The following is a 22,596-nucleotide window of genomic DNA, read 5'->3' on the forward strand; positions in this document are numbered from 1 at the left end:
CCTTGAACTTGAACGACAGGAAGGGATCCTTCGAGACCGAAGTGCCCATCTCGGCGTCGAGGACGACCTTGTCCTTGCACTTTGCCACCAGGGTCTGGATGAAGTGAGCCGGTACGGCCTTGCCGGCCGCGTCCTTGCGCTGGCCGGTTTCCATGTCGTGGCGGATCAGGACCTTGACCTCGACGGTGTCGCCTGAAGCATTGGCGCGAATGCGCATCGGATTACCCATGATGATTTCCTTTCAGTTCGTTAGGTCGGGACTATCAGCCGCCGCAGCCGCCAAGGGTTACCTTGATTTCCTTGCTGGCGATGAACCACTTGCCATCGGCCTTGACCAGCGCGTGCACGTTCGAGGTGCCACCCATCTTGACGCGGGTGCTGACCGATGCCTCGGTGCCGGCCGGGATGTTGAAGCGGGCCGACAGCGGATTCGGGTTCTTCTCGACCAGGACCGCGATCATTTCGGTGTTCGGAAGGCTGCTCGACACAGCGACAGGCACCACCGCGCCGTTTTCCGCGATGTCCGGGCCGGTGACCGACACGTCCTTGCTGATGGTGTAGTTGTCGCCACCCATCGCCTTGACGGCGTCGGCGAGCGTCTTGGCGTCGAACATGCCGGCCTGCCATTCGGCGGCCAGCACGTCGCCAGGCTTCAGCAGGCCGGCCGTGATCGCCAGGCTGAGGATGGAACCGATGCGCAGCGCATCCCGTCGATTCTGATTCATAGTCATCTCCACTAAGTTTGGATTTACTTCACCAAGTCCAGCGCTTTTGCCAGCCGGTCCTTGTTCATCACGAAGCCCTTGGCCAGCTCGGCCGACTGCTTCTTCGCATCAGCCAGGTTGACTGGCTTGCCGACCTGGATCACACCGGCCATGGCCATGACCTTGTGCGGCTCACAGATATAGACGTACACGCCTTCCTTGTCGAGCTTGACGGTGATTTCCTCATCCATCTTGCCCTTCCATTGCGCCGCGCCGGCCGGAGCGATCACAGCCGCGCTGTTGTGCGACGGGTCGACCTTGATGAACTTGACGCTGTCGCCTTTGGCCACTTTCAGGAACGACGGCTCGAACACCATCGCGCCATCCTTGCCGTTGTTAAGCATCTTGACCTGGTGCTCTGCCGCGCCAGCTGCGAAGGCGGCCATTCCGAGCATTGCCGCCACTACGATTTTCTTCATGCACTTCTCTCCAAGTTGACTTGCTTGCTGCCTTTACTGGCGGGGCTTGTGCCCCGCTCCCGTTCCTGTGGCGATTACTTCGCGCCGCCCAGTATCCATTCGACCATGACGGCGATATCGTCGTCCTTGATGTGGCCCTGCGCCGGCATCGGCACCGGCCCCCATGCGCCGCTGCTGCCGCCCTTGACCTTGGCGGCCAGGCGCGTGGCCGCGGCCGCGTCGCCCTTGTACTTGGCGGCGATGTCGGCGAGCGCCGGCCCGAGGATCTTGTTGCTCACGCCATGGCAGGCCATGCAGGCGTTGGCCTTGGCCAGCGCCAGCCCGCCCGGCTTGGCGGCCGCTACCGGCGCGGCCGTCGCCACCGGCACAACACGCGGCTTGCCTGCCAGCGGTGCTTCGGAGGCCGGGCGGGTGGTGTCGACGCCGCGGATCGCGCCGAAGCTGCGGTTCTGGGCCGACAGGTCGCCATGCACGTTGCGCGCCGCCGCCGGCAGCTCGGAACGCACCTTGACGTCCTTGCCGCAGTTGCTCATGCACGCGACGCTGCGCACGTCCGCCTTGCCCTTCGGGTCCCACATGCCGTGCTTCGTGGTCATGCCGTTCCGGTTCGGCATCTTCGCCTGCACCTGGGCGATGTTCTGGTCCGACAGCGTGAAATCCTCAGGCACGATTTCCGACATGTTCAGGATGTAGGCGGTGACCGCGTACACTTCTTCCGTCGTCAGGGTCTTCGGGGCCGTCCACGGCATCGCGCGGTTGATGTAGTCCCACAGCGTGGACACGGTCGGCACCTTCATCATCGTGGTGCGCTGCGGCTGCGAGTTGCCGCGCAAGGCCGCCACGCGGCCGGTCTTGACGTCGTCCGCCGTGGTGCCGCCGACGATCGGCGTGAACACTTCGTTCGATTCGCCGAAGGTGCCGTGGCAGGACGCGCACTTGCCTTCCCACACCTCCATGCCCTTCCTGACGCTGCCCTCACCCTTGGGCAAACCCTTGAAGTCGGGGCGCACGTCGATATCCCATGCCGCCACTTCCTTGTCGGTGGCTGGGCGGCCCACGTTGGTGTAGGCCGGGGCTGCGACGGCAACGGACAGCGCCGCCATGCCGAGCAGCGCCACGCTGGCCTTAATAAACCTGGACATTGGACACCTCCCCCGACGCTGCGACCTGCCACGACTGAATCGCGTTATTGTGATAAATCGATTTGGTGCCGCGCACTTCGCGCAGCTCGTTGATCTTCGGCTGCACATAGCCGGTCTCGTCGATGGCGCGCGACTGCAGCAGGGCCGGCGAGCCGTCCCAGGTCCAGTCGATGTTGAAGCGGGTCAGGCACTTCGACAGCACCGGCGTTTCGAGGCGTGCCGTGCGCCAGTTCTTGCCGCCGTCGACCGACACGTCGACACGCTTGACCTTGCCGCGGCCGGACCATGCCAGGCCGGTGATGTTCTGGAATCCGGTGTCGAGCAGGCGCTGGCCGGCCGACGGCGTCGTGATCACCGACTTGCATTCCTGGATCGAGGTGTACTGGCGGTACATACCGTCCGGCATCGCGTCGATGTAGTGGACGGCTTCGTCCTTGGCGGCGTAGGGCTTGTCACCGACTTCGATGCGGCGCAGCCATTTAACCCAGGACACGCCCTGCACGCCCGGAACGACCAGGCGCAGCGGGTAACCGTTTTCCGGGCGCAGCATCTCGCCGTTCATGCCCCATGCGACGATCACGTCGTCGAGCGCGCGGTCGATCGAAATGGTGCGCGTCATGCCGGAGCCGTCGGCGCCTTCGGCCAGCACGAAGCGGGCGGTTTTCTTGTCGTATCCGCAGTCGTCGAGCAGCACCGACAGCGGCACCCCGGTAAATTCGCTGCAGCTAAGCATGCCGTGCGAGTACTGGACCGAAGGCACGGCGACATTGCCCCACTCCATGGCGGTGTTGGCGCCGCATTCGATGAAGTGGATGCGCGACACCGATGGCAGGCGCATCAGGTCGTCCATCGTGTACACCTTCTGCTGCCTGACCAGGCCGTTTACCATCAGGCGGTGCTGGCTTGGGTCGATGTCGTGCCAGCCCTGGTGGTGGCGTTCGAAATGCAGGCCGCTCGGCGTGATGATTCCGAACAGGCTTTGCAGTGGCGTGAAAGAGACCGATGCCGCGCTCACGCGGGTCAGGCCGGGCGACTCGCGCCGCTGCAAGGCGCCCTCGAAGCGCGAAGGAACGCCGTAGGGATTCGCCGCCACCGGGCGACCGAGCGTGGTCGAATGTTCGGGGAGTTTCAGGATGGCGGGATCGCCATCGGCCACCTGCGCCAGCGCCGACGTGCTTGCGATCGCCGCGCTTGCTGCCATGAAGCTCTTGCGCAGGAATCCGCGCCTTTCCTCGTTCAAGCCTTTGGTCGTGATATCCAGCGCCAGTTCGCTGTCGACAAAATTCTCGGGCGCGCGCAGGATACGCCCCTTCCTCGGTACTTCACCAAACATGCCGTCTCCTTGCCTGTTAATTCTAATTGCAACGAAAGTATATAGCTAATTACGCATATTTAATAAGAACTTTTTTCATTTAGGTTTTTTGCAACTCAGGACGTGTGGACGACGTTGAACGTGTCGGAGGCTTTGGCGGCGCCGTTGCGGCCCATGATGTTGGACGCGACGCGCGTACACACATTCTGGCAGATCTCCAGCGTGGCCGGGTCGTCGATACGGTAGTACACCTGGGTGCCGTCCTTGCGGCGCGCGAGGATTTTTGCCCGGAACAGCATGTTGAGCTGGCGCGACACATTGGCCTGGGTGGCTTCGATGGCCGACACGATCTCGCCGACTGGCCGCTCGCCATGGCACAGGCAATGCAGGATTTTCAGGCGGGTTGGCTCAGACAGCAGAAAGAAGAAGTTGGAAACTTCATCGAACAGCTCGGCCATCTGTTCCTTGCTAAAGTTATTGTCCACGGGTCAATTCACCAAAATTTAGAGCTGGCCGGCGCGCAGGCGCGCCGGTATGGGTTGCAGATTATATACTGCGCTGCTAGGGCTTCAGGTAGACGTAGCCCTCTTCCGCCTGCAGCCGCGCAATCTCGGCCACGCCGGACGGCACAATGCTGGCTTCCGGCAGCAACTTCGACTTGTCGATCTTGCGTGCATCCAGCGTATTCTTGCACACACGGAATTCGACGCCGCGGTCGGCCAGTTCCTGCACCGGCACGTCATACGGATTGCCGGTCGGGTTCTTGGCCCCTTCCAGTAGGAAATCAATACCCGCTCCATGCGTGACAACCACGATCTTTGCCTTTGGCGCCGCAGCCAGGTGGTTGCGGATGTTGTTCAGGGCCCCAGTCGCGTTGTCGCTGTGGCTGATGTGGTAGACCACCTTGAGCGGCCCGCCGGCGGCCGCAGCGGCGCCCCCGGCTAACATCGCCAGCAATACAACCGCAAAGATACGGAACAATTTCATGGCATTCTCCTTCGGTTGGACATCATGGTTTGGCGAAGCTTTCGCGCTCCATCAGCAAGTAGGTGCCGTAGGCATTGAGCCGGTTTGCCTCGTTGAAGGCCGGAACCTTTTCGAACGTGCTCCAGTCGACCGCCTTGTAGGCCTCATCGAAGGCCGTCATCTCCGCCACGGCCCTGCCCATCTGCTCGCGCAGGAATACAAGGTAGCCCCGTGTCAATTCCAGGTCGGCCACCGGATCGGTGGAAGCGGCGCCATGGCCGGGAATCACCACCCGCGGCCGGCCGGCGTTGATTTTATCGAGCGCAAGCAGCCACGCCTTGCTGTCGGCTTCGCCAACGAAGGGCAGCCGGCCGGTGAAGAACAAATCGCCGGCGAACAGGACGCGCTCGTCTTCGACCAGCAGCATCAGGTCTTCCGGCGAATGCGCGCCGCCGGCGTCGATGACGGCGAAGCGCATCCCGCCCAGCTTGAACCTGAGCGCCTTTTCAGCGCCGAAGTCGAGCCAGCGGTCGGCCGGAACCAGCCGGGTGTCCTGGTCGACCCAGGATGCCAGCGACGAACGGCGCTCGGCCAGCCGCGACTGGGTAAAGTCCGATTGCAAGGTGGCGCGGGCGTTCCGGTGCGCCCAGACCGAGACGCCGGGCGCCCTGAGTGCCTGCAAGCCGTAGAAATGGTCGGCGTGATAGTGGCTGACGATGATGGTCTTGATCGGCTGCGGCGTGACCTTCCTGATCGCGTCGCGCATCGCCGCGCCGAGCGCCGGCGTGGCCAACGCATCGAACACAAGGACGCCGGCCGGGGTGACGACAAAGCCGGCATTCGACATGAAGCCCCGGTTCTGCTGGCTGGCCATGCCCGCCTCGCCGCGGAAATAATACACGTGCGGCGACACCTTGATCGCCTCCAGCCGAGGCAGTGCCGGCGCCGCCCACGCGGTCCCCGCCGCCAGCAGCACTACCAGCATGGTCACCAGCTTGTTGGCAATACCCATCGCGTCCCCTTGTTGTTTCATTCTACAACGATTGATTTTTTTCTTGCAGCCAATTTTAATACATGATTATATACGCATGGACGGCCAATAGCGACAACGCATTGTGCCGCATTCCTTACCCCAACGGAGAAACAGATGGCACTAAAAATAATGGCTGCAGTACTTGCAGCAACGCTTCCCTTTGCAGCGTCGGCGCAAAGCTCGGTAACAGTGTACGGCCTGGTCGATGCGGCGTTGGCGCATGAAAACCCGGACGCCGCCGGGGTTAGCAGCCGCACCGCCATTCACGCGGGACAGGCCAGCAGCAGGCTCGGTTTCCGCGGTACCGAGGACCTGGGCGGCGGCATGAAAGCGTTGTTCAACGTTGAAGCGGGCTTCGGTATCGATACCGGCGTCGGCGACAGCGCCCTGTTCGGCCGCCGCGCCGTCGTCGGCCTCGAGGGCAACTGGGGCATGCTGACCGTCGGCCGCGAGTACACGCCGATCGACACCATCAGCTCGGCATCGCATATCCTTGGCCAGGGCTTCTACGGCTCCAACCTGAATGCGTTCGCGAACGGGCGCATGACCCGCCGCATCAGCAACTCGGTCAACTACAAGTCGAAAGCGATGGCAGGCCTGAAGTTCAGCGCCGCCATCGGATTGGGCGAGACCTCCTCCGGCCCGTCGCAGGACCTGCAGACGGTCGCGGTCGAATACCAGAAGGGCGCGCTGTACGCCGGCATCGGCTACGCGACCCTCGAGCGGCTCGCCAGCGGCGACGACCGCGAGATGATCTTCGGCGCCGCCTACACCATGGGCGCGCTTGAATTCAAGGGCAACTACATGGTCGGCGACCAGACCGGACCGAACAACCGCTACAGCCAGGCCAACCTCGGCGCGGCGATGGCCTTCGGCCCTGGCAAGCTGTACGGCAACCTGCAGCAGAGTAAACTGCAAAACGGCGCGCGCGGCAACGGCTATGCCGTGTCCTACGCCTATACTCTGTCGAAACGCACCAACGTGTATGCCTCGTATGGCACGACGGTGAACAACGACCGCGCCGCGTTCAGCCTCGCCGCAGCGGGCAGCACCATCACCCCGCCTGCGACCGCCCTGGGCGCAGACCCGGTCGCGTACGCAGTGGGTATTCGCCACACGTTCTAAACTGCAGCATCCTGGTACGGCGGCGACACCGCCGTACCAGGCCATCGGCGTCTGATATAACGAGCACCCCATGATTGACTGGAACAGCTTCACTCCTCTGACCGCGCTTGCGGGCGGCGCGATCATCGGCCTGGCTGCCGGCGCCTTTATCCTCCTGAATGGACGCATTGCTGGCGTCAGCGGCATCGCTGGCGGCCTGCTGTCGGCCGCGAAAGGCGACACCGGCTGGCGAATCGCTTTCCTGGCGGGCCTGGTTGGCTCGCCGCTGGCCTGGCAGCTGTTCGCGCCCCTGCCCGAGGTCCGGGTCGAGGCCGGCACCGGCACGCTGATTGCCGCCGGGCTGCTGGTCGGGCTTGGAACGCGCTATGGCGCCGGCTGCACAAGCGGGCACGGCGTATGCGGCCTGTCGCGCTTTTCGCCGCGCTCGCTGGCGGCGACGGCCGCGTTCATGGCCGCTGGCTTCGCCATCGTGTTTGTCGTGCGCCACCTGATAGGATAAGGAGAACACGATGAGGATGATTGCTTCGCTGGCCGCCGGCCTGGTGTTCGGGATAGGACTGATCGTCTCGGGCATGACCGATCCTTCCAAGGTGCTTGGATTCCTCGACATTGCCGGCCTGTGGGACCCCTCGCTGGCACTCGTCATGGGCGGCGCCATCGCCGTCGCCGTACCGGCGTTCCTGCTTGCGCGCGGACGCGGCAAGTCGCTGCTGGGAGATCCGATGCGGCTGCCAACGGCAAGCCGGGTCGACCGCAGGCTGGTCGTGGGTGGGCTGGCGTTCGGCCTTGGCTGGGGCCTGGCCGGCTTCTGCCCCGGACCTGCCCTCGCCTCGCTTGCTGCGGGCGGCGCCAAGCCTGCAATCTTCACGGCCGCAATGGCCGCCGGCATGATGATGTTCGAGCTGTTCGAGCGCGCCGCGTCGGTCCGCGCCAGCCGGATCGCCTGAACGCAGGTCCTGGTGCTAAGCTGACACCTGTTGCGCAAGGATGGCGCATGGCGGGGTGTTCCAATGGACGAGGCTTCCGTAACAGTTCTCTTACAACGGCTGGGCGAGTCGCTGAGCGAGGGCGACTTCGCGTCTGTGGCGCAGTGCTTCGTTGTTCCGGCAATGGTAGTGTCTGACGATGACGCAATCGTCATCACCGACTATCCCCAGATCGAAACGTTTTTCGCACAGGCCGCGCAGTGGTATCACTCGCAGGGCGTCGCGTCGACGCGGCCCGACATCGAACGCAGCGAAGCGCTGAGCGATGGCGTGTTCTCGGTGGACGTACGCTGGCCCGGATTCGATGAGGCCGGAGTCGAGAAGCTCAGCGAACGCTCGCGCTATATCGTGCGCCGGGACGCCGGCGGACGGCCGCGAATCCAGGTTGCGATGGCGCGCACCAGGTGACGACCCTCCCCGCTGCTTAACCCTTCGTGGGCTTCCGCTTCCGGCGCAGCGCCAACATTGCTGCGAATGCCGCGCCGCTGAGCCACAAGGTGCCCGGCTCCGGCACTTGCGCGACGGGCGGAGGCAAATTCACGTCCGGCACCGGCGGCCGGGGCTGCCCCGGTTGCTGGGGCTGCCCCGGTGGCTGGGGCTGCCCCGGCGGAACGCCAGGAATAATCGGGGGCACTTCGGGCCCAGGGCCTGGCGTCGGGTCGAGCGGCTTGGGCAGGTCCGGCGGCGATGGGGCCGGGGACGGTTCCGTCTCTTCTTCCGTCTCTTTTTCTTCGCCGGGCAAGGGCAACAGGGTCGCCGGAGGCTGCTCCGGCGGCGGTGGCAAATCAAGCGAGGGGAATGTCAACGTGGGCGACAAGCCGCCGCTCCCGCCGGGCGAAGGCAGAGGCGCACGGTTGGGGCCCGACGGCGACGCGCTGCCGCTTGCTGACCCATGATCTCCGCCCGCAAAACCCGCCGGGACGACATGGACTGTGGATCCACTGAGCCCCCCCTCGTCCAGGTCATTGGACGCAAACTGGAAGTCCGACGAAAGATCGAAGGAGGCATTGAGCTCCTCTTCGCCAGGCTCGTCGGCCGCCACCGGCAACATCGGCACATCCGATATCCGGTTCGCGCAGCGCGCGCGCATTTCATTCGTTCCGTCCGACAGCAACTTTTCGCCCTGCTCGAGCATCAGCCTTTTCGAGGTCCAATACACTTTGTCGCCCTTGCGGTACGACACGTACACCCCACGCGGCTTGGCGACAATCAGTTCCTTGGCCTTTTCGAGGTCGAAGGAGGCGTAGTGCGCCGCGACGACCTTGTCGGTCCTGATCACCTGCGCCAGTTCCGCCGGGCCGGATACGCCGCCGGGGATGATGGAGTATGGATAGACGCGCCGCGCCGCTGCGGCCGGCGCCGGATCGGACGCATGCAAAGCCGCGGGAAGCGCGGCCGCCGGCCTTGCCGCCCGCCGTTCGGCCGCACGGACAGGCTCATTCTCCTTCGGTGCGAACAGCACGACCGAGGAAACGGCGACAGCAAGCATGACACCGATCGCCCAACGCTTCCGGGTCTTCGATTCTCGTGCGTTGCGGCGAATATAGGCGGTGCGGCGGTCCATGAAGTGGAAAGTAGGAGGTTTCCTACACAATAACATTGTTACTGATAGCAAATCCACATTTCATGCAAGAATCGCGCGTTTAAGTGTATTCTCTACAACAGTTACACCGAATGACGATGCAAATACAATAACGATATCGCGACTCTATTGCTGCAGAGAAAATCCAACATATACGCCGCCAAGCTTGCCTCACAAGCGCAAAAAGGGCGACCCAACAGGCCGCCCTTTTCGCTCATTGCTGATGGATTTGCTGCTTAGTGCTGGTACGCGCCGATATCGAAACCGGTGCTGGCGTTACGTGCGCGGCGAACGATGTCGGTGGCGTGCGCGTAGGTCGAGGTGCCCTTGCCCACTGCGGCCGAAGCCGCGGTGATCTTCAGGTTCTGGGTACCAGTACGGCTGTAGCTCACGAAACCTGGCACGGTGGCCACGGTGCCGGTGTGCTTCAGGCCGTTCTTCAGCGTCCATGGGTAGGTGTTCTGGTACACCAGGTTGTTGCGGTAGGTGTTGGACGTACCGGTCTTGCCCTGCTCCGAGATGCCGTACTTGTTGTCGTACACGATGTTGTTGTAGACGTGGACGTTGTTCGCGCCTGCGGTGGTGAAGTAGTAGTCGCCGCCGCCAACGATGATGCCGGTACCGGACGAGGTTACGGTGTTGTTGGTGATGATGACGTTGTTCGCGTCGTGCCACAGGTGGATCGCCGCTTCGGCGACACGGTAGGCCACGTTGTTCTTGATGGTGCCCGAGGTGCTCATGTAGATGCCCTGGACGAAGTGGCAGCCGGCCGGGCCGATGTCGTTGACGACATTCGAGATGATGTCCGCCTTCACGCCCTTGTAATAGCTGTCGGCGCCGATCGCCGAACCGCCGCCGCTGGTGCACGGGATCGTCTTGGCGATGTGGTGCACCCAGTTTTCACGGATCGAGTCGTAGGAACCGCCGTTGTAGATGCCGTAGCGCCAGGCCTTGCCGCCTGCCGAGGTGGTGCCGTCGACCTGGAAGCCGACGATGTCGACGTAGCTGCCGCGGTTGTCGAAGGCGACGTCGCGGGTCGAGTTTGCCGGTGGCACGATGCGCGCGCCCCACTTGGTGGTCGAGACGAAGTAGATGCGGCTGGCCGAGTTGCCCGACACGGTGTTCTGGAAACCGCCGGCATAGGTGCCTGGCGCAACCCACATGGTGGTGCTCGGGCGCAGGGCCTTGATGGCGCGGGCGATGGTCTTGAACGGCGCCGCCCTGGAGCCGGCTGCGGTGTCGGAACCGCTTGGCGCAACGTAGATGTTATAGGTCGTTGCCGGTGCGACGGTCGACGGGGCCGAAGCCGCGGTCGATCCACTGATATAGCCACGGACGTCGAACGCGGAGCTCGCGGTTTGGGCGAAGGCCGACGAGGAGGCGGCGACCAGGATCGCGGCGCTGCAGGCCAGCTTGGCGTTGATGGGGAATCCGGCGGCGAAAGTGGAGAATTTGGTCATGCGTGGGTCCTGCCTTTAAAGAAGTGATGAGTAAGCTTTGACGTGTGGAAACTGACTTGGTTCAACATTTTTGCAAATAAATTTCTTCGCGGTATCAAAGAGTTAAAGGTGAGTTAGCGAAGCATTCCGAACCAATCTGGCCGGGGGCTCCAACATTTATCAGCAAAACTTTGACGCTTGGAAACTGACTTGGTTCAACATTTTTGCGAATAAATTTCTTCGCAGTATCAAAGAGCTAAACACACTGCTCGGTGACCTGTGCCGGACCCGGCACAAAGCCCAGTCGTCAAAGTTGATGCGTAAAACTTTGACGCGTGGAAACTGACTTGGTTCAACATTTTCCGAAATAAATTTCCCGGCAGTATCAACACACCAAGAGCTTGTTCTGGAAAGAAAATGAACAGAAGGATGCAACTAGCGCACTGCAGACTTGTCTGAGTGCTAGAGCCATTCACAGGAGACCTTACCCATGAGCGAGAACACCGCAGTCGGCAATGTGCTTGGGGAGGGCGAGCGGTATGCCGGCTTAATACTTGGCAAGGACGGGGAGCAGGACTACCACCTGGTGTTGCTTCCGGGGGAAGTGGCGGAGGCCGGATGGGCGCCTGCCACGAGCTGGGCGCGCGAGCTCGGCGGCGAACTGCCGTCACGGCGCGAACTGTCGCTGCTGTTCGCCAATCAAAGGGAAGAATTCCAGCGCGAGTGGTATTGGTCGCGGGAGCCGCAGGCGGGCCACCCGCATTTGGTGTGGGGACAGAATTTCGCCAGCGGTATCCAGACCGTCTACGGACGGCCGTTCCGCGGCCATGCGCGCGCAGTCAGGCGGATGGCGGCAAAAGGATGAGCGCGCACAGTGATCGCACGCGCTGTGCTTCTCTTTGACATCCTCCCCTTCGTGAACAAAAGGGGATTCCCACTGCTGGCGTCTGATGCCCCAGACGGAAGCCGGGCTGAAAGAGCCCAGCTTCTTATTCAATCCGCAGGATATCTCTCGACCTCGCCTAAGGCGACTGCGGATTGGAAAAAGCGGTACTAGTAAATCATGCCCCAGCGCGTAATTGCTTACTGCGGCACTTATGGAATTTGACCGTGGACCAACAACAGAGTTCAAAACATTTTTTCACTTTAATGGCTGCGGGCGCTTCGCGCCCGGCTCCTTTCACTCCCTGCCCTGAAGTACAGGGTTTCTCGGAGCAATTCTGATGAATTGGACCGCAGGGCGGAAACGGCCGGGCCTTGACCCGCCCGATTCCGGAATACGGCCCGCGGCGGTGGAGCAGGGGTTTCGAATCGCATGCAATTCGCCTGCGAAACGGCCTGCGCTTGCAAGCACAGGCTCCCAAAAGCGGAGCCTGGCTATTTGGCCGGCTCGATCCTCAACAAGTGTCCGTTCGACTCGTCCGTCAGCAGATACAGATACCCATCCGGCCCCTGCCGCACGTCACGCACGCGCTTGCCGATATCCAGCCGCTCCTGCGACGTCACATTGCCATCCTTGTCGAGCGCAATCCGGCGCACATCCATCGCGGCCAGGCCGCCGCTGAACAGGCTACCACGCCAGCCCGGGAAATGGCTGCCTGTGTAATAAGCCAGGCCCGAGGGCGCCGGCGACGGTACCCATGCCACTTTCGGGTCCACCATGCCGGCGACAGCCCGCTTTCCAATCGCATCGCCAGACCCGTAATCCGCGCCATAGCTCTGCACCGGCCATCCATAATTGGCGCCGCCGGCAATCAGGTTCAGCTCGTCCCCACCGCGCGGCCCATGCTCGGTCGCCCATACGCGTCCGCTGGCGGGATCGCGCGTCATGCCCTGGATATTGCGATGGCCATAGCTCCAGATCTCCGCCCGCGCGCCCGGCTTGGCCGCAAGCGGATTGCCCGGCGCCGGCTTGCCCTGGTCGGTCAGGCGCAGCACCGAGCCGTGATGGGAAGCCAGGTTCTGCGCCTGCTCGCGCGCCAGCATGTTGCCAATCCGCTGGGGCGCATTGCCGCCATCGCCGATGCTCATCAACAGCGTTCCGTCCGGCTGCCACAGCAGGCGCGAGCCAAAATGCTGGCCGCCGCTCTTGTCCGGCTGCACCTGGAAAATCTTCTTGATCGAATGCACCCGCTTGCCGTCATAGATGCCCTGTACCAGCGTCGTGCGGTTCGCTTCGCTGGTGCCGGTCGACATCGTCATGTAGACGCGCGGATTGGCCTTGTCGGCCGGGTGCAGCGCGATATCGAGCAGGCCGCCCTGCCCGCTTGCGAAGACTTCAGGCAGCCCCTCGAGCGGCACCGCATCGAACTTCTTCCCGTTCAGGACATGCAGCGTACCCTTCTTGCTGGTCACCAGCAGCTTGCCGTCCGGTAGCCATGCCATGCCCCAGGGATTGGCGACGCCTTCGGCCACCGTCACCGCGCGCCACCCTTTGGCCGATGGCGGGGCGTCGCTCGGCGCCAGCTGGGCGAACGCGCTGGCGCCGGCCAATGCGGCGCATGCGCCAGCAACATACATGAAAGTCCTGCGGCCAGCCTGGATCATCGCTTCTCTCCCCGAATGTAAAAATAACAATGCGCATCCTACCGGATTGCGGACGCGGCCGCTAATGCGAATTCCCGGCTATGTGCTCTGCCGTACAGTCGGGCCGGCACATCATCTTGCTGATCATGGTCGTGCTGGCGGTGTTCGGCATCATCCCTGGCGGGTTCCTGCCGCGCCTGAATTTCTAGCCCTCGCGACTGGCGGGGCCGGCAGCCGATCCGCTATAATCGGCCCCGTTTTCACTCGTTAAGCATCAGCCATGCAGCCAAGGATCCAGGCGTTTTTCGACCGGACGACCGCCACCGTCTCCTACGTCGTTTATGAAGAACCGGGCGGCGCCTGCGCCATTGTCGATCCGGTGCTCGATTTCGATCCCAAATCCGGACGCACCTCCACCGCATCGGCCGACGCCGTCGCCGCCTTTGTCGAAGGACAGGCGCTGTCCGTCGAGTGGCTGCTCGAAACGCATGCCCACGCCGACCACCTGTCCGCCGCGCCCTACCTCAAGCAGCGGCTGGGCGGAAAAGTCGGCATCGGTGCGCCGATCCGCAGCGTCCAGCGCGCGTTCTCCGGCATCTTCCGCCACAGCCTGGACCGCGCCGCGCAGTTCGACCACCTGTTCGAACCGGATGAAGCCTTCGCCATCGGCCGCCTGCAGGCGCGCGCCCTGCACGTGCCCGGCCACACGCCGGCCGACATGGCCTACCAGGTGGGCGATGCCGTGTTCGTGGGCGATACGATGTTCATGCCCGACGTGGGCACGGCGCGCTGCGACTTCCCCGGCGGCAGCGCGGCCACGCTGTACCAGTCCGCGCGCCGCATCCTCGCGCTGCCCGAAGCGACGCGGCTGTTCATGTGCCACGACTATCCGCCGGCCGGACGCGGCCCTGCGTGGAAATGCACGGTCGCCGACCAGCGCGCGCGCAACATCCACATTCGCGACGGGATGACGGAGGAAGAGTTTGTCGGCTTGCGCACGAAGCGCGATGCCACGCTGGAGATGCCGACCTTGATACTGCCCGCCATCCAGGTCAACCTGAATGCGGGCCTGCTGCCGGAAGCGGAAGAGAACGGCGTGCGTTACCTGAAGATTCCGCTCAACGCGCTGTAATCCGGGCCCTTAGCGCGCCAGGCTCCAGCGCCCGATCGGCTCCTCCATGTTGGCCAGGTACCATGCGGTCGACGCCATCAGCGCCACGTGGCGGCGCAGGTCTTCCTTATTCACCTTGTCCAGCGTGTCTGCCGCCGTGTGGTGGTAGTGGAAGTAGGTCGAGGTGTCGACCAGCGGCGCGAAGCTCGGCACGCCCGCCTGTTCCAGTCCCGACAAATCGCCTGTGCCCAGCACGTCCTCGCGGCGGAACGCGCCCGCGCCCATCGGCTGAAGCACCGCCTGCAAAGGCGCGAACAGCTTCACCGCCTGCGGCCCGACGCTCATGCGCATGCCGAACGGACGGCCCGCGCCGTTGTCGCTTTCAATCGCGGCGAAGTGCTTCTCGGCCTTGTCCTTGTTCGATTCCAGGTAGGCGCGCGCACCGCGCGTGCCGTTTTCTTCATTGGCCCATGCGATCACGCGGATCGTGCGGCGCGGGCGGAAATCCAGCTTCTTCAGCGTGTCGACCACCGCCATCGCGCTGGTCACGCCGGCGCCGTCGTCATGCGCGCCGGTGCCCAGGTCCCACGAGTCGAGGTGGCCCGACACGATCACGATTTCATCGGCCTTGTCGGTGCCGGGGAAGTCGGCGATGACGTTGAAGCTGTCCGCGTCAGGATGAGTCTTCGGCGTCAGGGACAGGCGCATGGCCAGCGGGCCGCGTGCGGCCAGGCGCGACATCAGCATCGCGTCTTCCACCGATACCGCAGCCGCCGGGATGCGCGCCTTGTCGTCGAGGCGCGTGGCGCCGGTATGGGCGATGCGGTAGTTCGCGCCGCCGACCGAACGCACCAGCGCAGCCACCGCCCCCAGTTCCGCGGCGATGCGCGGGCCGTTGCTGCGATAGTTCGATCCCTGTCCGTAGGCCGGTCCGGCCAGGCCGCGGTCGGCCATGAGCTGGTCGAACGGCACGTCGAACAGCACGATGCGGCCCTTCACTTCCGCCGCGCGCGCCTTCAGTTCATCGAAGCTGCGCACCACGATCACCTGCGCGTTCAGGCCGGCCGCCGGCGTCGCCCCGGAGCCGCCGAGGGCGGTCAGCACCACGCGCTGGGTCACGCCGTCCGGGCGCCCCTTGTAGTCGACCAGCTCGCCCGTCTCCTGCCCGCGCACCCAGTGTGGCACCTTAACCGGTTCCAGCGTCACGGTCGCACCCAGCTTGCGCATGGCGTCCGCCACCTGGCGCACCGCCGCCGCTTCGCCGGCGGAGCCGGACAGGCGCGGGCCGATCAGGTCCGTCATGTCGGCCAGCCGCTCGTAGGCCCAGTCGCTGGCAAGCGCCGCGTCGCGGACCTTCACCAGCGCGGCCGGGTCGTTGCCCGGCGTGGCGGCAAACGCGCCGTGGGCGAAAATGGAACTGGCGAGGATGGTCAACAGCAGCGGCGTGCGGGTCATGCGGCGTATCCTTTGGATCGTTTTTTGAAAGATCCAGACAATAGCGCATCTCTGTGAAAAATGCTTCTCTTTCAGCACTGTCAATGCGCCGCGTCACGCGGGGACCAGCCGTATCAGTGTGATCTCGGACGGCGCGCCGAAGCGCTTCGGCGGCCCCCAGTAGCCGGTGCCGCGGCTGGTATAGATCCACATGGTCCCGGCCTGGTCCAGGCCCGCGGTGTAGGGCTGCTGCAGCGGCACGAACAGGTTCCAGGGATAGAACTGGCCGCCGTGGGTATGGCCCGACAGCTGCAGGTCGAAGCCCGCCGCGGCGGCGTCCGGCGCACTGCGCGGCTGGTGCGCCAGCAGGACCCTTGCCTTCACGTTGGGCGGCGCGCCGGCAATCGCCGCGCGCGGGTCGCTGCGCTGCGACGGGTCGAAGTGATGGGCGGTGAAGTCGGTCACCCCCGCGATCAGCAGCGCGCTGCCGTCGCGTTCGCGCACCACGTGCTCGTTGTTCAGCACCGTCACGCCCAGCCGCCTTAGTTCGGCGATCCACTGGCTCGCGCCGGAATAGTATTCGTGGTTGCCGGTGACGAAAAAGGTGCCGTCCGGCGCCGACAGCCGGGCCAGCGGCGCGGTATGCAGCCGCAGCCGCTCGACACTGCCGTCGACCAGGTCGCCGGTGATCGCGATCGCGTCGGGGCGGAGCGCATTGACCTTGGTGACGATGGCGTTCATGTAGCCGCGCTTGATCGTCGGGCCGACGTGGACGTCGGATATCTGCGCGATCGAATAGCCCTTGAACGCGTCCGGCAGGCCGGCGATAGGCACCTCCACCTCGACTACCTTCGCCACGCGGCGCGCGTTGACCAGGCCGGCCAGCGTCACGCCCAGCGCAAGCACCGGCACCGCAAGAGCGCTCCCGCGCGCGAAGTACGGTCCGGCGCCGCCCACGATGGCCAGGATCAGCAGCGTCACATCGCGTATCACCGTCAATACAAGCAACGACGAAAAGAATCCCATCGCGACCATGCCGGCCCACGCCAGCTGGTCGGGCCAGCGAAGCTTTTTCATGCGGGAGGCCAGCAGCCCGCCCGGAACCAGGAGCGCCGACACCGCCAGCAACAGCACCGCGGCCACGGTGCCGGCGGCGCCCGCCGCCATCGGCGGCAACAGGCGCAAGCCCACATATGCATGCAGCAGCACGGACAGGGAAACAAGGATAAGGATGGCGCGCGGGGGCATGGACGGCCTGGCAGGAATCGTGAGACTGCTTACATGGGGCGCATCCGCCGTCCTGCAAGCCCCGCGCCTGATGTTACACAGGCGCAGCATTTGTAATATTCTGTATTAACAATAGCGCGCCAATGTGCAGCCGCTATAGTGGAGTCATGCCCGGCTATGTTTGAGATCTTTCCGATCCGGTTGTGGGCACGAGGAACCGCCATGTTGACTATCTTGAACAAAAAATTCCTGGGCGCCGCCCTCGTCGCCGTCGCCACACTGTCCTCGACCGCTACGATGGCCAACGATCGCGGCGTCAATACCGCCCTCGGCGCAGTTGTCGGTGCAGCGATCGGCCACTCGGCCGGCGGCCGTGACGGCGCCCTCGTCGGCGGCGTGCTTGGCGCGGCAGTCGGCAATTCGATCCGCTCCGAAAGCCGCCGTAGTGGCTACTACGACAACGGCCGCTACTACAACGACACCAGTTACTATGGCCGCGGCTACGCGCCGGCGCCGGTGTACGTACAGGAGCGCGTCTATACGCAACCGCGTGCCGTTTATTATGAAGCGCCGGTCCGCTACTACGCACCGCCGCAGGTGGTCTATGTCGAGAAACGCCACCGCCGCCGCCATCACCACTACCACTACCGTGGATGTGACCATGACGACGACCGTGACGACGACCGTGACGACGACCGTGGCTACGGCTACTACGGCCGCTAAGGCGTAGTTTCCCCCTCCCCCCGCTAGGAAGCGCTGACGGCACGTGCCGTCAGTGCCATTCGGGGGGGATCATGCTTCAGGCAGGACAGCTCGTACCGCTGGCCGCAGGCGCCTACCGCCTGCGCCGGCAGCTCGCCGGTTCCAGCTACGGCCTCGTGTGGCAGGCCGCCGGCCCGCACGGCGACGTCGCCCTCAAGCTGGTCAACCGCCCCCACATGGCGCGCGCGCATCCGTCGCAGCGCAGCCGCTGGATCGCCAGCGCCAATACCGAAATCGCCTTCCTCCGTTCGCTGCGTCCATGGGACGAGCGCCACATCGTGCGCCTGCTCGACTGCGGCGAGCATGACGGCCTGCCGGTCATGGCGCTCGAACTGCTCGACACTGACCTCGCCCACCACCTGGCGCGCGAACGCGAAGCCGGCCGCCGCATCGGCCTGCCCGCCATCCTGCGCTGGCTCGACCAGGTCAACCACGCCCTGGCCAAGGTACACCAATATGGCTGGACCTACCTCGACCTCAAGCCCGGCAACGTCCTGCTCGACGCCGGGCGCGGGCGCGCCAAGCTGGCCGACTTCGGTACCAGCCGCGCACGCGGCGCAGGCGCGGATGCCGGCTACGCGGGCACCGCAAGCTGGCAGGCGCCGGAGCAGTTCTTCCCGGCCGCCCACGGCGGCTACGATACCGACTGGCGCAGCGACTACTTCGCGCTCGGCGCGCTGTTCTACTACCTCGTCACAGATGGACTGATGCTGCGCTTCTGCAGCGATTGCGGCAAGGCCTGGCGCGAGCACCAGCTTGCCGGCGCGCGCAGGATGCAGCGTGAACTGGGCAGCGCGCAGCCGCAGGTGCTCTCGCCCACAGAGGCGGCGCTGTTCGTGCGCTGCATCCGGCGGCACGCGCATCCAGGCCGGCGCAGCGGCGCCACCGCCGCGCTTGCCCTGCTGCGCAACTTGATCGCGGCCGAACCTGGTGGCCGCCCATCCCATGCGCTGCAGGTCGCGCGCATGATCGCGGACATACGCGCCGCAGCGGGTGTCCTCGCATGAACCCGCGCGCCTTCGCCATTCCCCTGCTCGCCCTCCTCTGCCTGCTGCAGCTGGTGGCGCTGGCGCGCGCGCCAGCCGCGTGGTTCCCGTCCTCGGTCGCGGTCGCGCTGGCGCCAGGCGAAACCATCACCCTCGGCCGGCGCGAGCTCGCCGCCCCGTTGGCCGACGCCAGCCAGCTGTGCCTGCGCCGCGACGCCGCCGGACAATGGTGGATCAGGAATGCCAGCGCCTCGCAGCAGCTGATACTGCGCCGCGGCGGCCGCGACACGCGCACCGGCAGCATCGCGCTGCAGGCGGGCCAGGAGTTCCGCATCGGCGGCGCCAGCTTCACGGTCACGGCCGCCGGCGGTGGACGCGCCGCGTTCGAAGGCGCCGGGCACGCCTGGCGGTACGACGGCGCAACCTTGCTGCGCGACGGCCGTCCCCAGGACGCCTGTCCCGGCGCTTCGGTGCCGGCGCGTGCCGCGGCGGCATGGAACCGGCTCGCGCCGGAAGCGTTGAAGGGCGCGCGTCCGCTCACCATTGGCGGCAACCTGTTCTGTGACAACCGGCTCGCGGCCAGCCCTGCCGCACCCGGCAGCGCAACCGTGCGCCGCATCGATGGCGTGCTGCGCCTGGAAACCGGGACGGGCGACGACGAGCCTTCGCCGGTCATCGTGTCCAGCGGCAGCCGATCCCTTGAACTGGCGCCGCGCGAGGAAACGCTGTCCGGCGTCGCCGGCATGGTGGCCGGCCGCACCCGCTTCGCGCTGGCCATCGATGGCGCGCGCCTGCTGATCGCGCCGCAGCGGCAGGTGGCCTTGTATGCAGAGCCGCGCGCGCTGCTGCCGCAGCCGGTCGAATGGCGCTGGGAACGGCGCAGCATGTGGGGCCTGGGCGGCGCGGCTGCCGCCCAGGCCGGCGCCGCATTGTTCTGCCTGCTCGCACTGGCGGCGGGTTGGGCATGGTTGCGCGGCGCCTGGCCGCTCGCTCGCCGTGCCTCCATGCCAATCCGCCTTGCCTGCGCCGCCAACCTCGCGCTGGCCGCCGCCGGCTTGTGCGTGCTGCTGGCACTGCGCGGCGCGACGCCGGTCGGCGCCGGCGTCTCCCTGCTGCTCGGCTGGGCCGCGCTGTGGGCATGCATGCTGGCGCCCGGCCGCCTTGCGCTGGCCACGGCGGCGGGCCTGCTGCTGGTCGCGGTCGGCCTGTTGGCCCAGCTCGAGCTCGGGCTGGCCTCGATGGAATCGTCGATGCTGCGCCACTTCCAGAAAACCAGCGCGCTGCTGGCTCTCGGCCTTGGAGCCGGCACGGTGGTCCGCCTGTGGCTGCGGGGCCGCCCTGCACTGCTGCCGCAATCGCGGCTCGAGCCGCTGCTTGCGCTGCTTGCCGCCGGCGCGCTGGTTGCGCTGCTGCTCCAGGTGGCCTTCGGCGGCGAGACCGGCGTGTTCGACCTGCAGCCTGTGGAATTCGCCAAGCTGGCGCTCACCGCGCTCACCGCGCACTGCCTGGCGGTGGGACTGGGCTGGCACGCCACCTTGCCGGAACACGAACCGCGCCTGCTGCGCTGGCTGCGGCTGGGCGCACCCGTGCTGCTGTTTTTCGCGTTGATGGGCGTCGCGCTGGTGCAGGTCGACGATTTCTCGCCGCTGATCCTGCTGTCGCTGTGGAGCGCCGCGATGCTGCTCGCGTGGGCGCTCGCGGCCGGCCGGCATGCCGTCAGCGCAGGCTTGCTCGGTGCGGGCCTGGCCGCCGCCGGCGCCATCGTCCTGCTGCGCGGCGCAGGCCCGGGTCAGCTGGCGGAATGGGGTTTCTACGCAGACCGCTTCATGGTCTGGCTGGAGCCGGCCCGCCACCCGCACACCGGCCAGCAACTGCTGGCGGGGGCGCGCGCCATCGCCGACGGCGCATGGTTCGGGCAGGACGGGATGCTGGGCATCGCCTCGCTCGGCCTGCCCGGCTCGAACGCGCTCGCCATCCCGGCGGTGCAGGACGATTTCGCGCCATCGTTCTTCCTCAACCGCCATGGGCTGGCTGCCGGACTGGCGCTGTGGCTGTTGCAGGCGCTGTTCCTGGCCGGCCTGCTGCAGGCGGCGGTGCGTTCGCATGCCGCCGGCAGCGCCACGCGCGACTTCCGCCAGGCCTGGTCCGGGCGCTTCCGCTGCTTCGCGCTGTGCGGCGGCGCCGCCTTCGTGCTGGGGCACCTGCTGCTGTCCTGGGGCACCAACCTGGCGATCTTTCCGGTGATGGGGCAGCCCATGAGCTTCCTGTCCGCGGGCGGCAGCCACCTGCTGTTTTTCATCTGCCCCCTGCTAATACTGGGTGCGGTGAGCGCACAATCTTTAGAGGAGAATCATGATGCCGGTCTATGTCCAACATGAGGTGCTCGGCAAGGTGGGCGACGTGTTCAATGCCGAAGCGATATGGCAGGCGCCGGGACTGGCGCTGTTCTCGCGCAAGCCGCTGCTGCGCGACCTGCTGGAACGTTCGCCGCGCGAACACCGCGGCCGCGCGGCCACGCGCTGCTTCTCGCACGTGACGCTGATGCTGCCCCAGGACGACGTCGACGACGACCGCCACCTGACCCGCGGCGCGCGCGTGCGCGACCTGGCCCAGTCGCTGGCGGCGCTGCACCAGAAGGATTTCGGCGACCTGCTCAAAGGCGACGACGTGCGCTACGACGTGGTCGGCGCCGATGCCCTGCAGCCGGGCCAGGTCGAAGTGCGCTTCGGCCATGCCGTCTACCTGCCCGCGCCGGACGAAAAAATTCTGTACGCGGTGACGGCATCGACCGACAGCGCGGTCTGGAAGCCAGTGTGCGCCATCTACCCCGATCAGCGGCTGGCGCTGATCGGGCATGACAAGGCCACCGCCAGCCACGCGGTGCCGGGTTGGCCGTTCGGCCCCGCCGGAGCGCTCCTCCTGATCAATGACGGACCCGACGCCCCCATCGAGCTCCAGGTCAGGCCCAAGGACACGCTCGAATGCACTTTTGATCCGATCGGCGGCTGCTACGTCCTGAAGGACGGCGCCGCGCGTCTGTTCGTCAAGGTGGCGCGCGTGGGCGCGCCGGCTGCGGCCAAGCCGGCGGCAGTGTGGAAGACCCGCAGCCTAGATGCCAACGCGGGCACCATGCGTCCGCCGCCGGAAAACGAAGCGACCTTCGCGCCGGCCGCGCAGCAATGCGTCAGCCTGGCCGCGCTGGCCCTGCCGCGCCTGAGCCGCTACCGCGAAACCGGCATGGAGTCGATGGAAGTGGGCTTCGACAGTGCGCTCGGCGTCACCGCCAATGGGGACGACGCCGTGATCCGCTTCTCGGTCGACGCTGACGACCAGCTCCATGCGGTAACCGGCGCCGGCCGCCAGCGCATCAGCGCACCGGCCAGCTTCGCCCCGGTCGAAGGCGCGCCGATCGCCCTGGCGCCGGTGGCGCCCGAAATGGCCGACCGCTATTGCGCAACCGTGTCGCTGGCGCAGCCGCCCAGCGTGCCGGTGGCCGCCGGAGTGCGCTTCGAATTCGGCCGGGCGACGCCGATGCTGGCCAGCCTGCGCGTGCTTGGGGGCGCCGACCGCATCGGCCTGTCGCGCAGCGCCTTCAGTTTCGAAGCCGCCGCCGGCGGCTACCGGATCGGCCGGATCAGCCCCACCCAGGCGCTCTACCACCTCGACGACAAGATGCGCTTCGTGGCCGCCATCGGCGAGGCCACCGCCGACCAGCCCTACCTGCTGCCGGCCGGGCACCACCTGGTAGCAGGCCATTACGTACTGCGTTTCGATGCCTGATT

The 22,596-nt window shown here is 65.6% G+C and carries 23 protein-coding genes; 10 read left to right on the forward strand and 13 right to left on the reverse strand.

Going from position 1 to position 22,596, the window contains the following annotated elements; all coding sequences use genetic code 11:
• From soxZ to D3872_RS08675, 8 genes are all read right to left on the reverse strand, one after another.
• A partial coding sequence (soxZ, locus tag D3872_RS08640) for a thiosulfate oxidation carrier complex protein SoxZ (protein ID WP_119810385.1) occupies positions 1 to 229 on the reverse strand: 229 nt, incomplete at its 3' end.
• A gap of 34 nt (positions 230 to 263) precedes the next feature.
• Complete coding sequence (soxY, locus tag D3872_RS08645; RefSeq protein ID WP_119810386.1) at positions 264 to 725, reverse strand: thiosulfate oxidation carrier protein SoxY; 462 nt, start codon at positions 723 to 725, stop codon at positions 264 to 266.
• A gap of 23 nt (positions 726 to 748) precedes the next feature.
• On the reverse strand, positions 749 to 1,183 hold the full coding sequence (locus D3872_RS08650; protein ID WP_119810387.1) for a pseudoazurin: 435 nt from the start codon (positions 1,181 to 1,183) through the stop codon (positions 749 to 751).
• Between the two features lie 74 nt (positions 1,184 to 1,257).
• The gene (locus D3872_RS08655) at positions 1,258 to 2,325 is read right to left on the reverse strand and encodes a c-type cytochrome (RefSeq protein WP_119810388.1); all 1,068 of its coding nucleotides are present in this window, start codon (positions 2,323 to 2,325) and stop codon (positions 1,258 to 1,260) included.
• Positions 2,309 to 3,658, reverse strand: a complete 1,350-nt coding sequence (gene soxC, locus D3872_RS08660) for a sulfite dehydrogenase (protein ID WP_119810389.1) — start codon at positions 3,656 to 3,658, stop codon at positions 2,309 to 2,311. Before soxC ends, D3872_RS08655 begins: the two co-directional genes overlap by 17 nt.
• Positions 3,659 to 3,753: 95 nt before the next feature.
• Complete coding sequence (locus D3872_RS08665; RefSeq protein ID WP_229459229.1) at positions 3,754 to 4,122, reverse strand: ArsR/SmtB family transcription factor; 369 nt, start codon at positions 4,120 to 4,122, stop codon at positions 3,754 to 3,756.
• Between the two features lie 76 nt (positions 4,123 to 4,198).
• Positions 4,199 to 4,624 (reverse strand): DsrE family protein, encoded by a 426-nt coding sequence (locus D3872_RS08670; RefSeq protein ID WP_119810391.1) that lies wholly within the window; start codon positions 4,622 to 4,624, stop codon positions 4,199 to 4,201.
• Between the two features lie 22 nt (positions 4,625 to 4,646).
• Positions 4,647 to 5,615 (reverse strand): MBL fold metallo-hydrolase, encoded by a 969-nt coding sequence (locus D3872_RS08675; RefSeq protein WP_182915735.1) that lies wholly within the window; start codon positions 5,613 to 5,615, stop codon positions 4,647 to 4,649.
• Between the two features lie 135 nt (positions 5,616 to 5,750).
• Between D3872_RS08675 and D3872_RS08680 the strand changes: the two genes are divergently transcribed.
• The 4 genes from D3872_RS08680 (at position 5,751) to D3872_RS08695 (ending at position 8,155) form a co-directional block, all read left to right on the forward strand.
• Positions 5,751 to 6,761: a porin gene (locus D3872_RS08680; protein ID WP_119810392.1), complete on the forward strand. Its 1,011-nt coding sequence runs from the start codon at positions 5,751 to 5,753 to the stop codon at positions 6,759 to 6,761.
• Positions 6,762 to 6,831: 70 nt separating this feature from the next.
• Positions 6,832 to 7,260 (forward strand): YeeE/YedE family protein, encoded by a 429-nt coding sequence (locus tag D3872_RS08685; RefSeq protein ID WP_119810393.1) that lies wholly within the window; start codon positions 6,832 to 6,834, stop codon positions 7,258 to 7,260.
• 10 nt (positions 7,261 to 7,270) lie between these two features.
• The gene (locus D3872_RS08690) at positions 7,271 to 7,708 is read left to right on the forward strand and encodes a DUF6691 family protein (RefSeq protein ID WP_119810394.1); all 438 of its coding nucleotides are present in this window, start codon (positions 7,271 to 7,273) and stop codon (positions 7,706 to 7,708) included.
• A 63-nt stretch (positions 7,709 to 7,771) separates the two neighbouring features.
• Entirely contained in the window at positions 7,772 to 8,155 is a 384-nt protein-coding gene (locus tag D3872_RS08695; RefSeq protein WP_502567383.1) for a DUF6841 family protein, read from the forward strand.
• A 16-nt stretch (positions 8,156 to 8,171) separates the two neighbouring features.
• Here D3872_RS08695 and D3872_RS08700 read toward each other — a convergent pair whose 3' ends face one another.
• Together D3872_RS08700 and D3872_RS08705 are read right to left on the reverse strand one after the other, a co-directional pair.
• Complete coding sequence (locus D3872_RS08700) at positions 8,172 to 9,311, reverse strand: PEP-CTERM sorting domain-containing protein (protein ID WP_182915736.1); 1,140 nt, start codon at positions 9,309 to 9,311, stop codon at positions 8,172 to 8,174.
• A gap of 254 nt (positions 9,312 to 9,565) precedes the next feature.
• Positions 9,566 to 10,789 carry a DUF1565 domain-containing protein gene (locus D3872_RS08705; protein WP_119810397.1) on the reverse strand — a complete coding sequence of 408 codons (1,224 nt, stop codon included), beginning with the start codon at positions 10,787 to 10,789 and terminating at the stop codon, positions 9,566 to 9,568.
• A gap of 469 nt (positions 10,790 to 11,258) precedes the next feature.
• Between D3872_RS08705 and D3872_RS08710 the strand changes: the two genes are divergently transcribed.
• On the forward strand, positions 11,259 to 11,633 hold the full coding sequence (locus D3872_RS08710) for an Lcl C-terminal domain-containing protein (protein WP_119810398.1): 375 nt from the start codon (positions 11,259 to 11,261) through the stop codon (positions 11,631 to 11,633).
• 512 nt (positions 11,634 to 12,145) lie between these two features.
• Here D3872_RS08710 and D3872_RS08715 read toward each other — a convergent pair.
• Complete coding sequence (locus tag D3872_RS08715; protein ID WP_119810399.1) at positions 12,146 to 13,315, reverse strand: PQQ-dependent sugar dehydrogenase; 1,170 nt, start codon at positions 13,313 to 13,315, stop codon at positions 12,146 to 12,148.
• A 259-nt stretch (positions 13,316 to 13,574) separates the two neighbouring features.
• On the opposite strand from D3872_RS08715, the gene D3872_RS08720 reads away from it, so the two are divergent.
• Positions 13,575 to 14,426 carry an MBL fold metallo-hydrolase gene (locus tag D3872_RS08720; RefSeq protein WP_119810400.1) on the forward strand — a complete coding sequence of 284 codons (852 nt, stop codon included), beginning with the start codon at positions 13,575 to 13,577 and terminating at the stop codon, positions 14,424 to 14,426.
• A 9-nt stretch (positions 14,427 to 14,435) separates the two neighbouring features.
• Here the strand turns inward: D3872_RS08720 and D3872_RS08725 are convergent, their stop codons facing one another.
• Together D3872_RS08725 and D3872_RS08730 are read right to left on the reverse strand one after the other, a co-directional pair.
• Entirely contained in the window at positions 14,436 to 15,860 is a 1,425-nt protein-coding gene (locus D3872_RS08725; RefSeq protein WP_119810401.1) for a M20/M25/M40 family metallo-hydrolase, read from the reverse strand.
• Positions 15,861 to 15,953: 93 nt separating this feature from the next.
• On the reverse strand, positions 15,954 to 17,087 hold the full coding sequence (locus D3872_RS08730; protein WP_119810402.1) for a metallophosphoesterase: 1,134 nt from the start codon (positions 17,085 to 17,087) through the stop codon (positions 15,954 to 15,956).
• Positions 17,088 to 17,288: 201 nt separating this feature from the next.
• On the opposite strand from D3872_RS08730, the gene D3872_RS08735 reads away from it, so the two are divergent.
• The 4 genes from D3872_RS08735 (at position 17,289) to D3872_RS08750 (ending at position 22,594) form a co-directional block, all read left to right on the forward strand.
• Complete coding sequence (locus D3872_RS08735) at positions 17,289 to 17,789, forward strand: YMGG-like glycine zipper-containing protein (protein WP_229459230.1); 501 nt, start codon at positions 17,289 to 17,291, stop codon at positions 17,787 to 17,789.
• Positions 17,790 to 17,860: 71 nt separating this feature from the next.
• Positions 17,861 to 18,835: a protein kinase domain-containing protein gene (locus D3872_RS08740; protein WP_119810403.1), complete on the forward strand. Its 975-nt coding sequence runs from the start codon at positions 17,861 to 17,863 to the stop codon at positions 18,833 to 18,835.
• Positions 18,832 to 21,192 (forward strand): FtsW/RodA/SpoVE family cell cycle protein, encoded by a 2,361-nt coding sequence (locus tag D3872_RS08745; RefSeq protein ID WP_119810404.1) that lies wholly within the window; start codon positions 18,832 to 18,834, stop codon positions 21,190 to 21,192. Before D3872_RS08740 ends, D3872_RS08745 begins: the two co-directional genes overlap by 4 nt.
• Positions 21,167 to 22,594 (forward strand): hypothetical protein, encoded by a 1,428-nt coding sequence (locus D3872_RS08750; RefSeq protein ID WP_229459231.1) that lies wholly within the window; start codon positions 21,167 to 21,169, stop codon positions 22,592 to 22,594. The genes D3872_RS08745 and D3872_RS08750 overlap by 26 nt, the downstream gene beginning before the upstream one ends.
• The last annotated feature ends 2 nt before the right edge of the window (positions 22,595 to 22,596 follow it).

The sequence above is a fragment of the Massilia cavernae genome (assembly GCF_003590855.1).
GTDB lineage: Bacteria > Pseudomonadota > Gammaproteobacteria > Burkholderiales > Burkholderiaceae_D > Telluria_A > Telluria_A cavernae.

Coding starts and splice junctions, on each gene's coding strand:
- D3872_RS08735 (WP_229459230.1), top strand. CDS start 17,289: ATGTTGACTATCTTGAACAAAAAATTCCTGGGCGCCGCCCTCGTCGCC.
- D3872_RS08675 (WP_182915735.1), bottom strand. CDS start 5,615: ATGGGTATTGCCAACAAGCTGGTGACCATGCTGGTAGTGCTGCTGGCG.
- D3872_RS08700 (WP_182915736.1), bottom strand. CDS start 9,311: ATGGACCGCCGCACCGCCTATATTCGCCGCAACGCACGAGAATCGAAG.
- D3872_RS08685 (WP_119810393.1), top strand. CDS start 6,832: ATGATTGACTGGAACAGCTTCACTCCTCTGACCGCGCTTGCGGGCGGC.
- D3872_RS08680 (WP_119810392.1), top strand. CDS start 5,751: ATGGCACTAAAAATAATGGCTGCAGTACTTGCAGCAACGCTTCCCTTT.
- D3872_RS08750 (WP_229459231.1), top strand. CDS start 21,167: ATGATGCCGGTCTATGTCCAACATGAGGTGCTCGGCAAGGTGGGCGAC.
- D3872_RS08650 (WP_119810387.1), bottom strand. CDS start 1,183: ATGAAGAAAATCGTAGTGGCGGCAATGCTCGGAATGGCCGCCTTCGCA.
- D3872_RS08715 (WP_119810399.1), bottom strand. CDS start 13,315: ATGATCCAGGCTGGCCGCAGGACTTTCATGTATGTTGCTGGCGCATGC.
- D3872_RS08695 (WP_502567383.1), top strand. CDS start 7,772: ATGGACGAGGCTTCCGTAACAGTTCTCTTACAACGGCTGGGCGAGTCG.
- D3872_RS08690 (WP_119810394.1), top strand. CDS start 7,271: ATGAGGATGATTGCTTCGCTGGCCGCCGGCCTGGTGTTCGGGATAGGA.
- D3872_RS08710 (WP_119810398.1), top strand. CDS start 11,259: ATGAGCGAGAACACCGCAGTCGGCAATGTGCTTGGGGAGGGCGAGCGG.
- soxY (WP_119810386.1), bottom strand. CDS start 725: ATGAATCAGAATCGACGGGATGCGCTGCGCATCGGTTCCATCCTCAGC.
- soxC (WP_119810389.1), bottom strand. CDS start 3,658: ATGTTTGGTGAAGTACCGAGGAAGGGGCGTATCCTGCGCGCGCCCGAG.
- D3872_RS08670 (WP_119810391.1), bottom strand. CDS start 4,624: ATGAAATTGTTCCGTATCTTTGCGGTTGTATTGCTGGCGATGTTAGCC.
- D3872_RS08725 (WP_119810401.1), bottom strand. CDS start 15,860: ATGACCCGCACGCCGCTGCTGTTGACCATCCTCGCCAGTTCCATTTTC.
- D3872_RS08705 (WP_119810397.1), bottom strand. CDS start 10,789: ATGACCAAATTCTCCACTTTCGCCGCCGGATTCCCCATCAACGCCAAG.
- D3872_RS08720 (WP_119810400.1), top strand. CDS start 13,575: ATGCAGCCAAGGATCCAGGCGTTTTTCGACCGGACGACCGCCACCGTC.
- D3872_RS08740 (WP_119810403.1), top strand. CDS start 17,861: ATGCTTCAGGCAGGACAGCTCGTACCGCTGGCCGCAGGCGCCTACCGC.
- D3872_RS08655 (WP_119810388.1), bottom strand. CDS start 2,325: ATGTCCAGGTTTATTAAGGCCAGCGTGGCGCTGCTCGGCATGGCGGCG.
- D3872_RS08745 (WP_119810404.1), top strand. CDS start 18,832: ATGAACCCGCGCGCCTTCGCCATTCCCCTGCTCGCCCTCCTCTGCCTG.
- D3872_RS08730 (WP_119810402.1), bottom strand. CDS start 17,087: ATGCCCCCGCGCGCCATCCTTATCCTTGTTTCCCTGTCCGTGCTGCTG.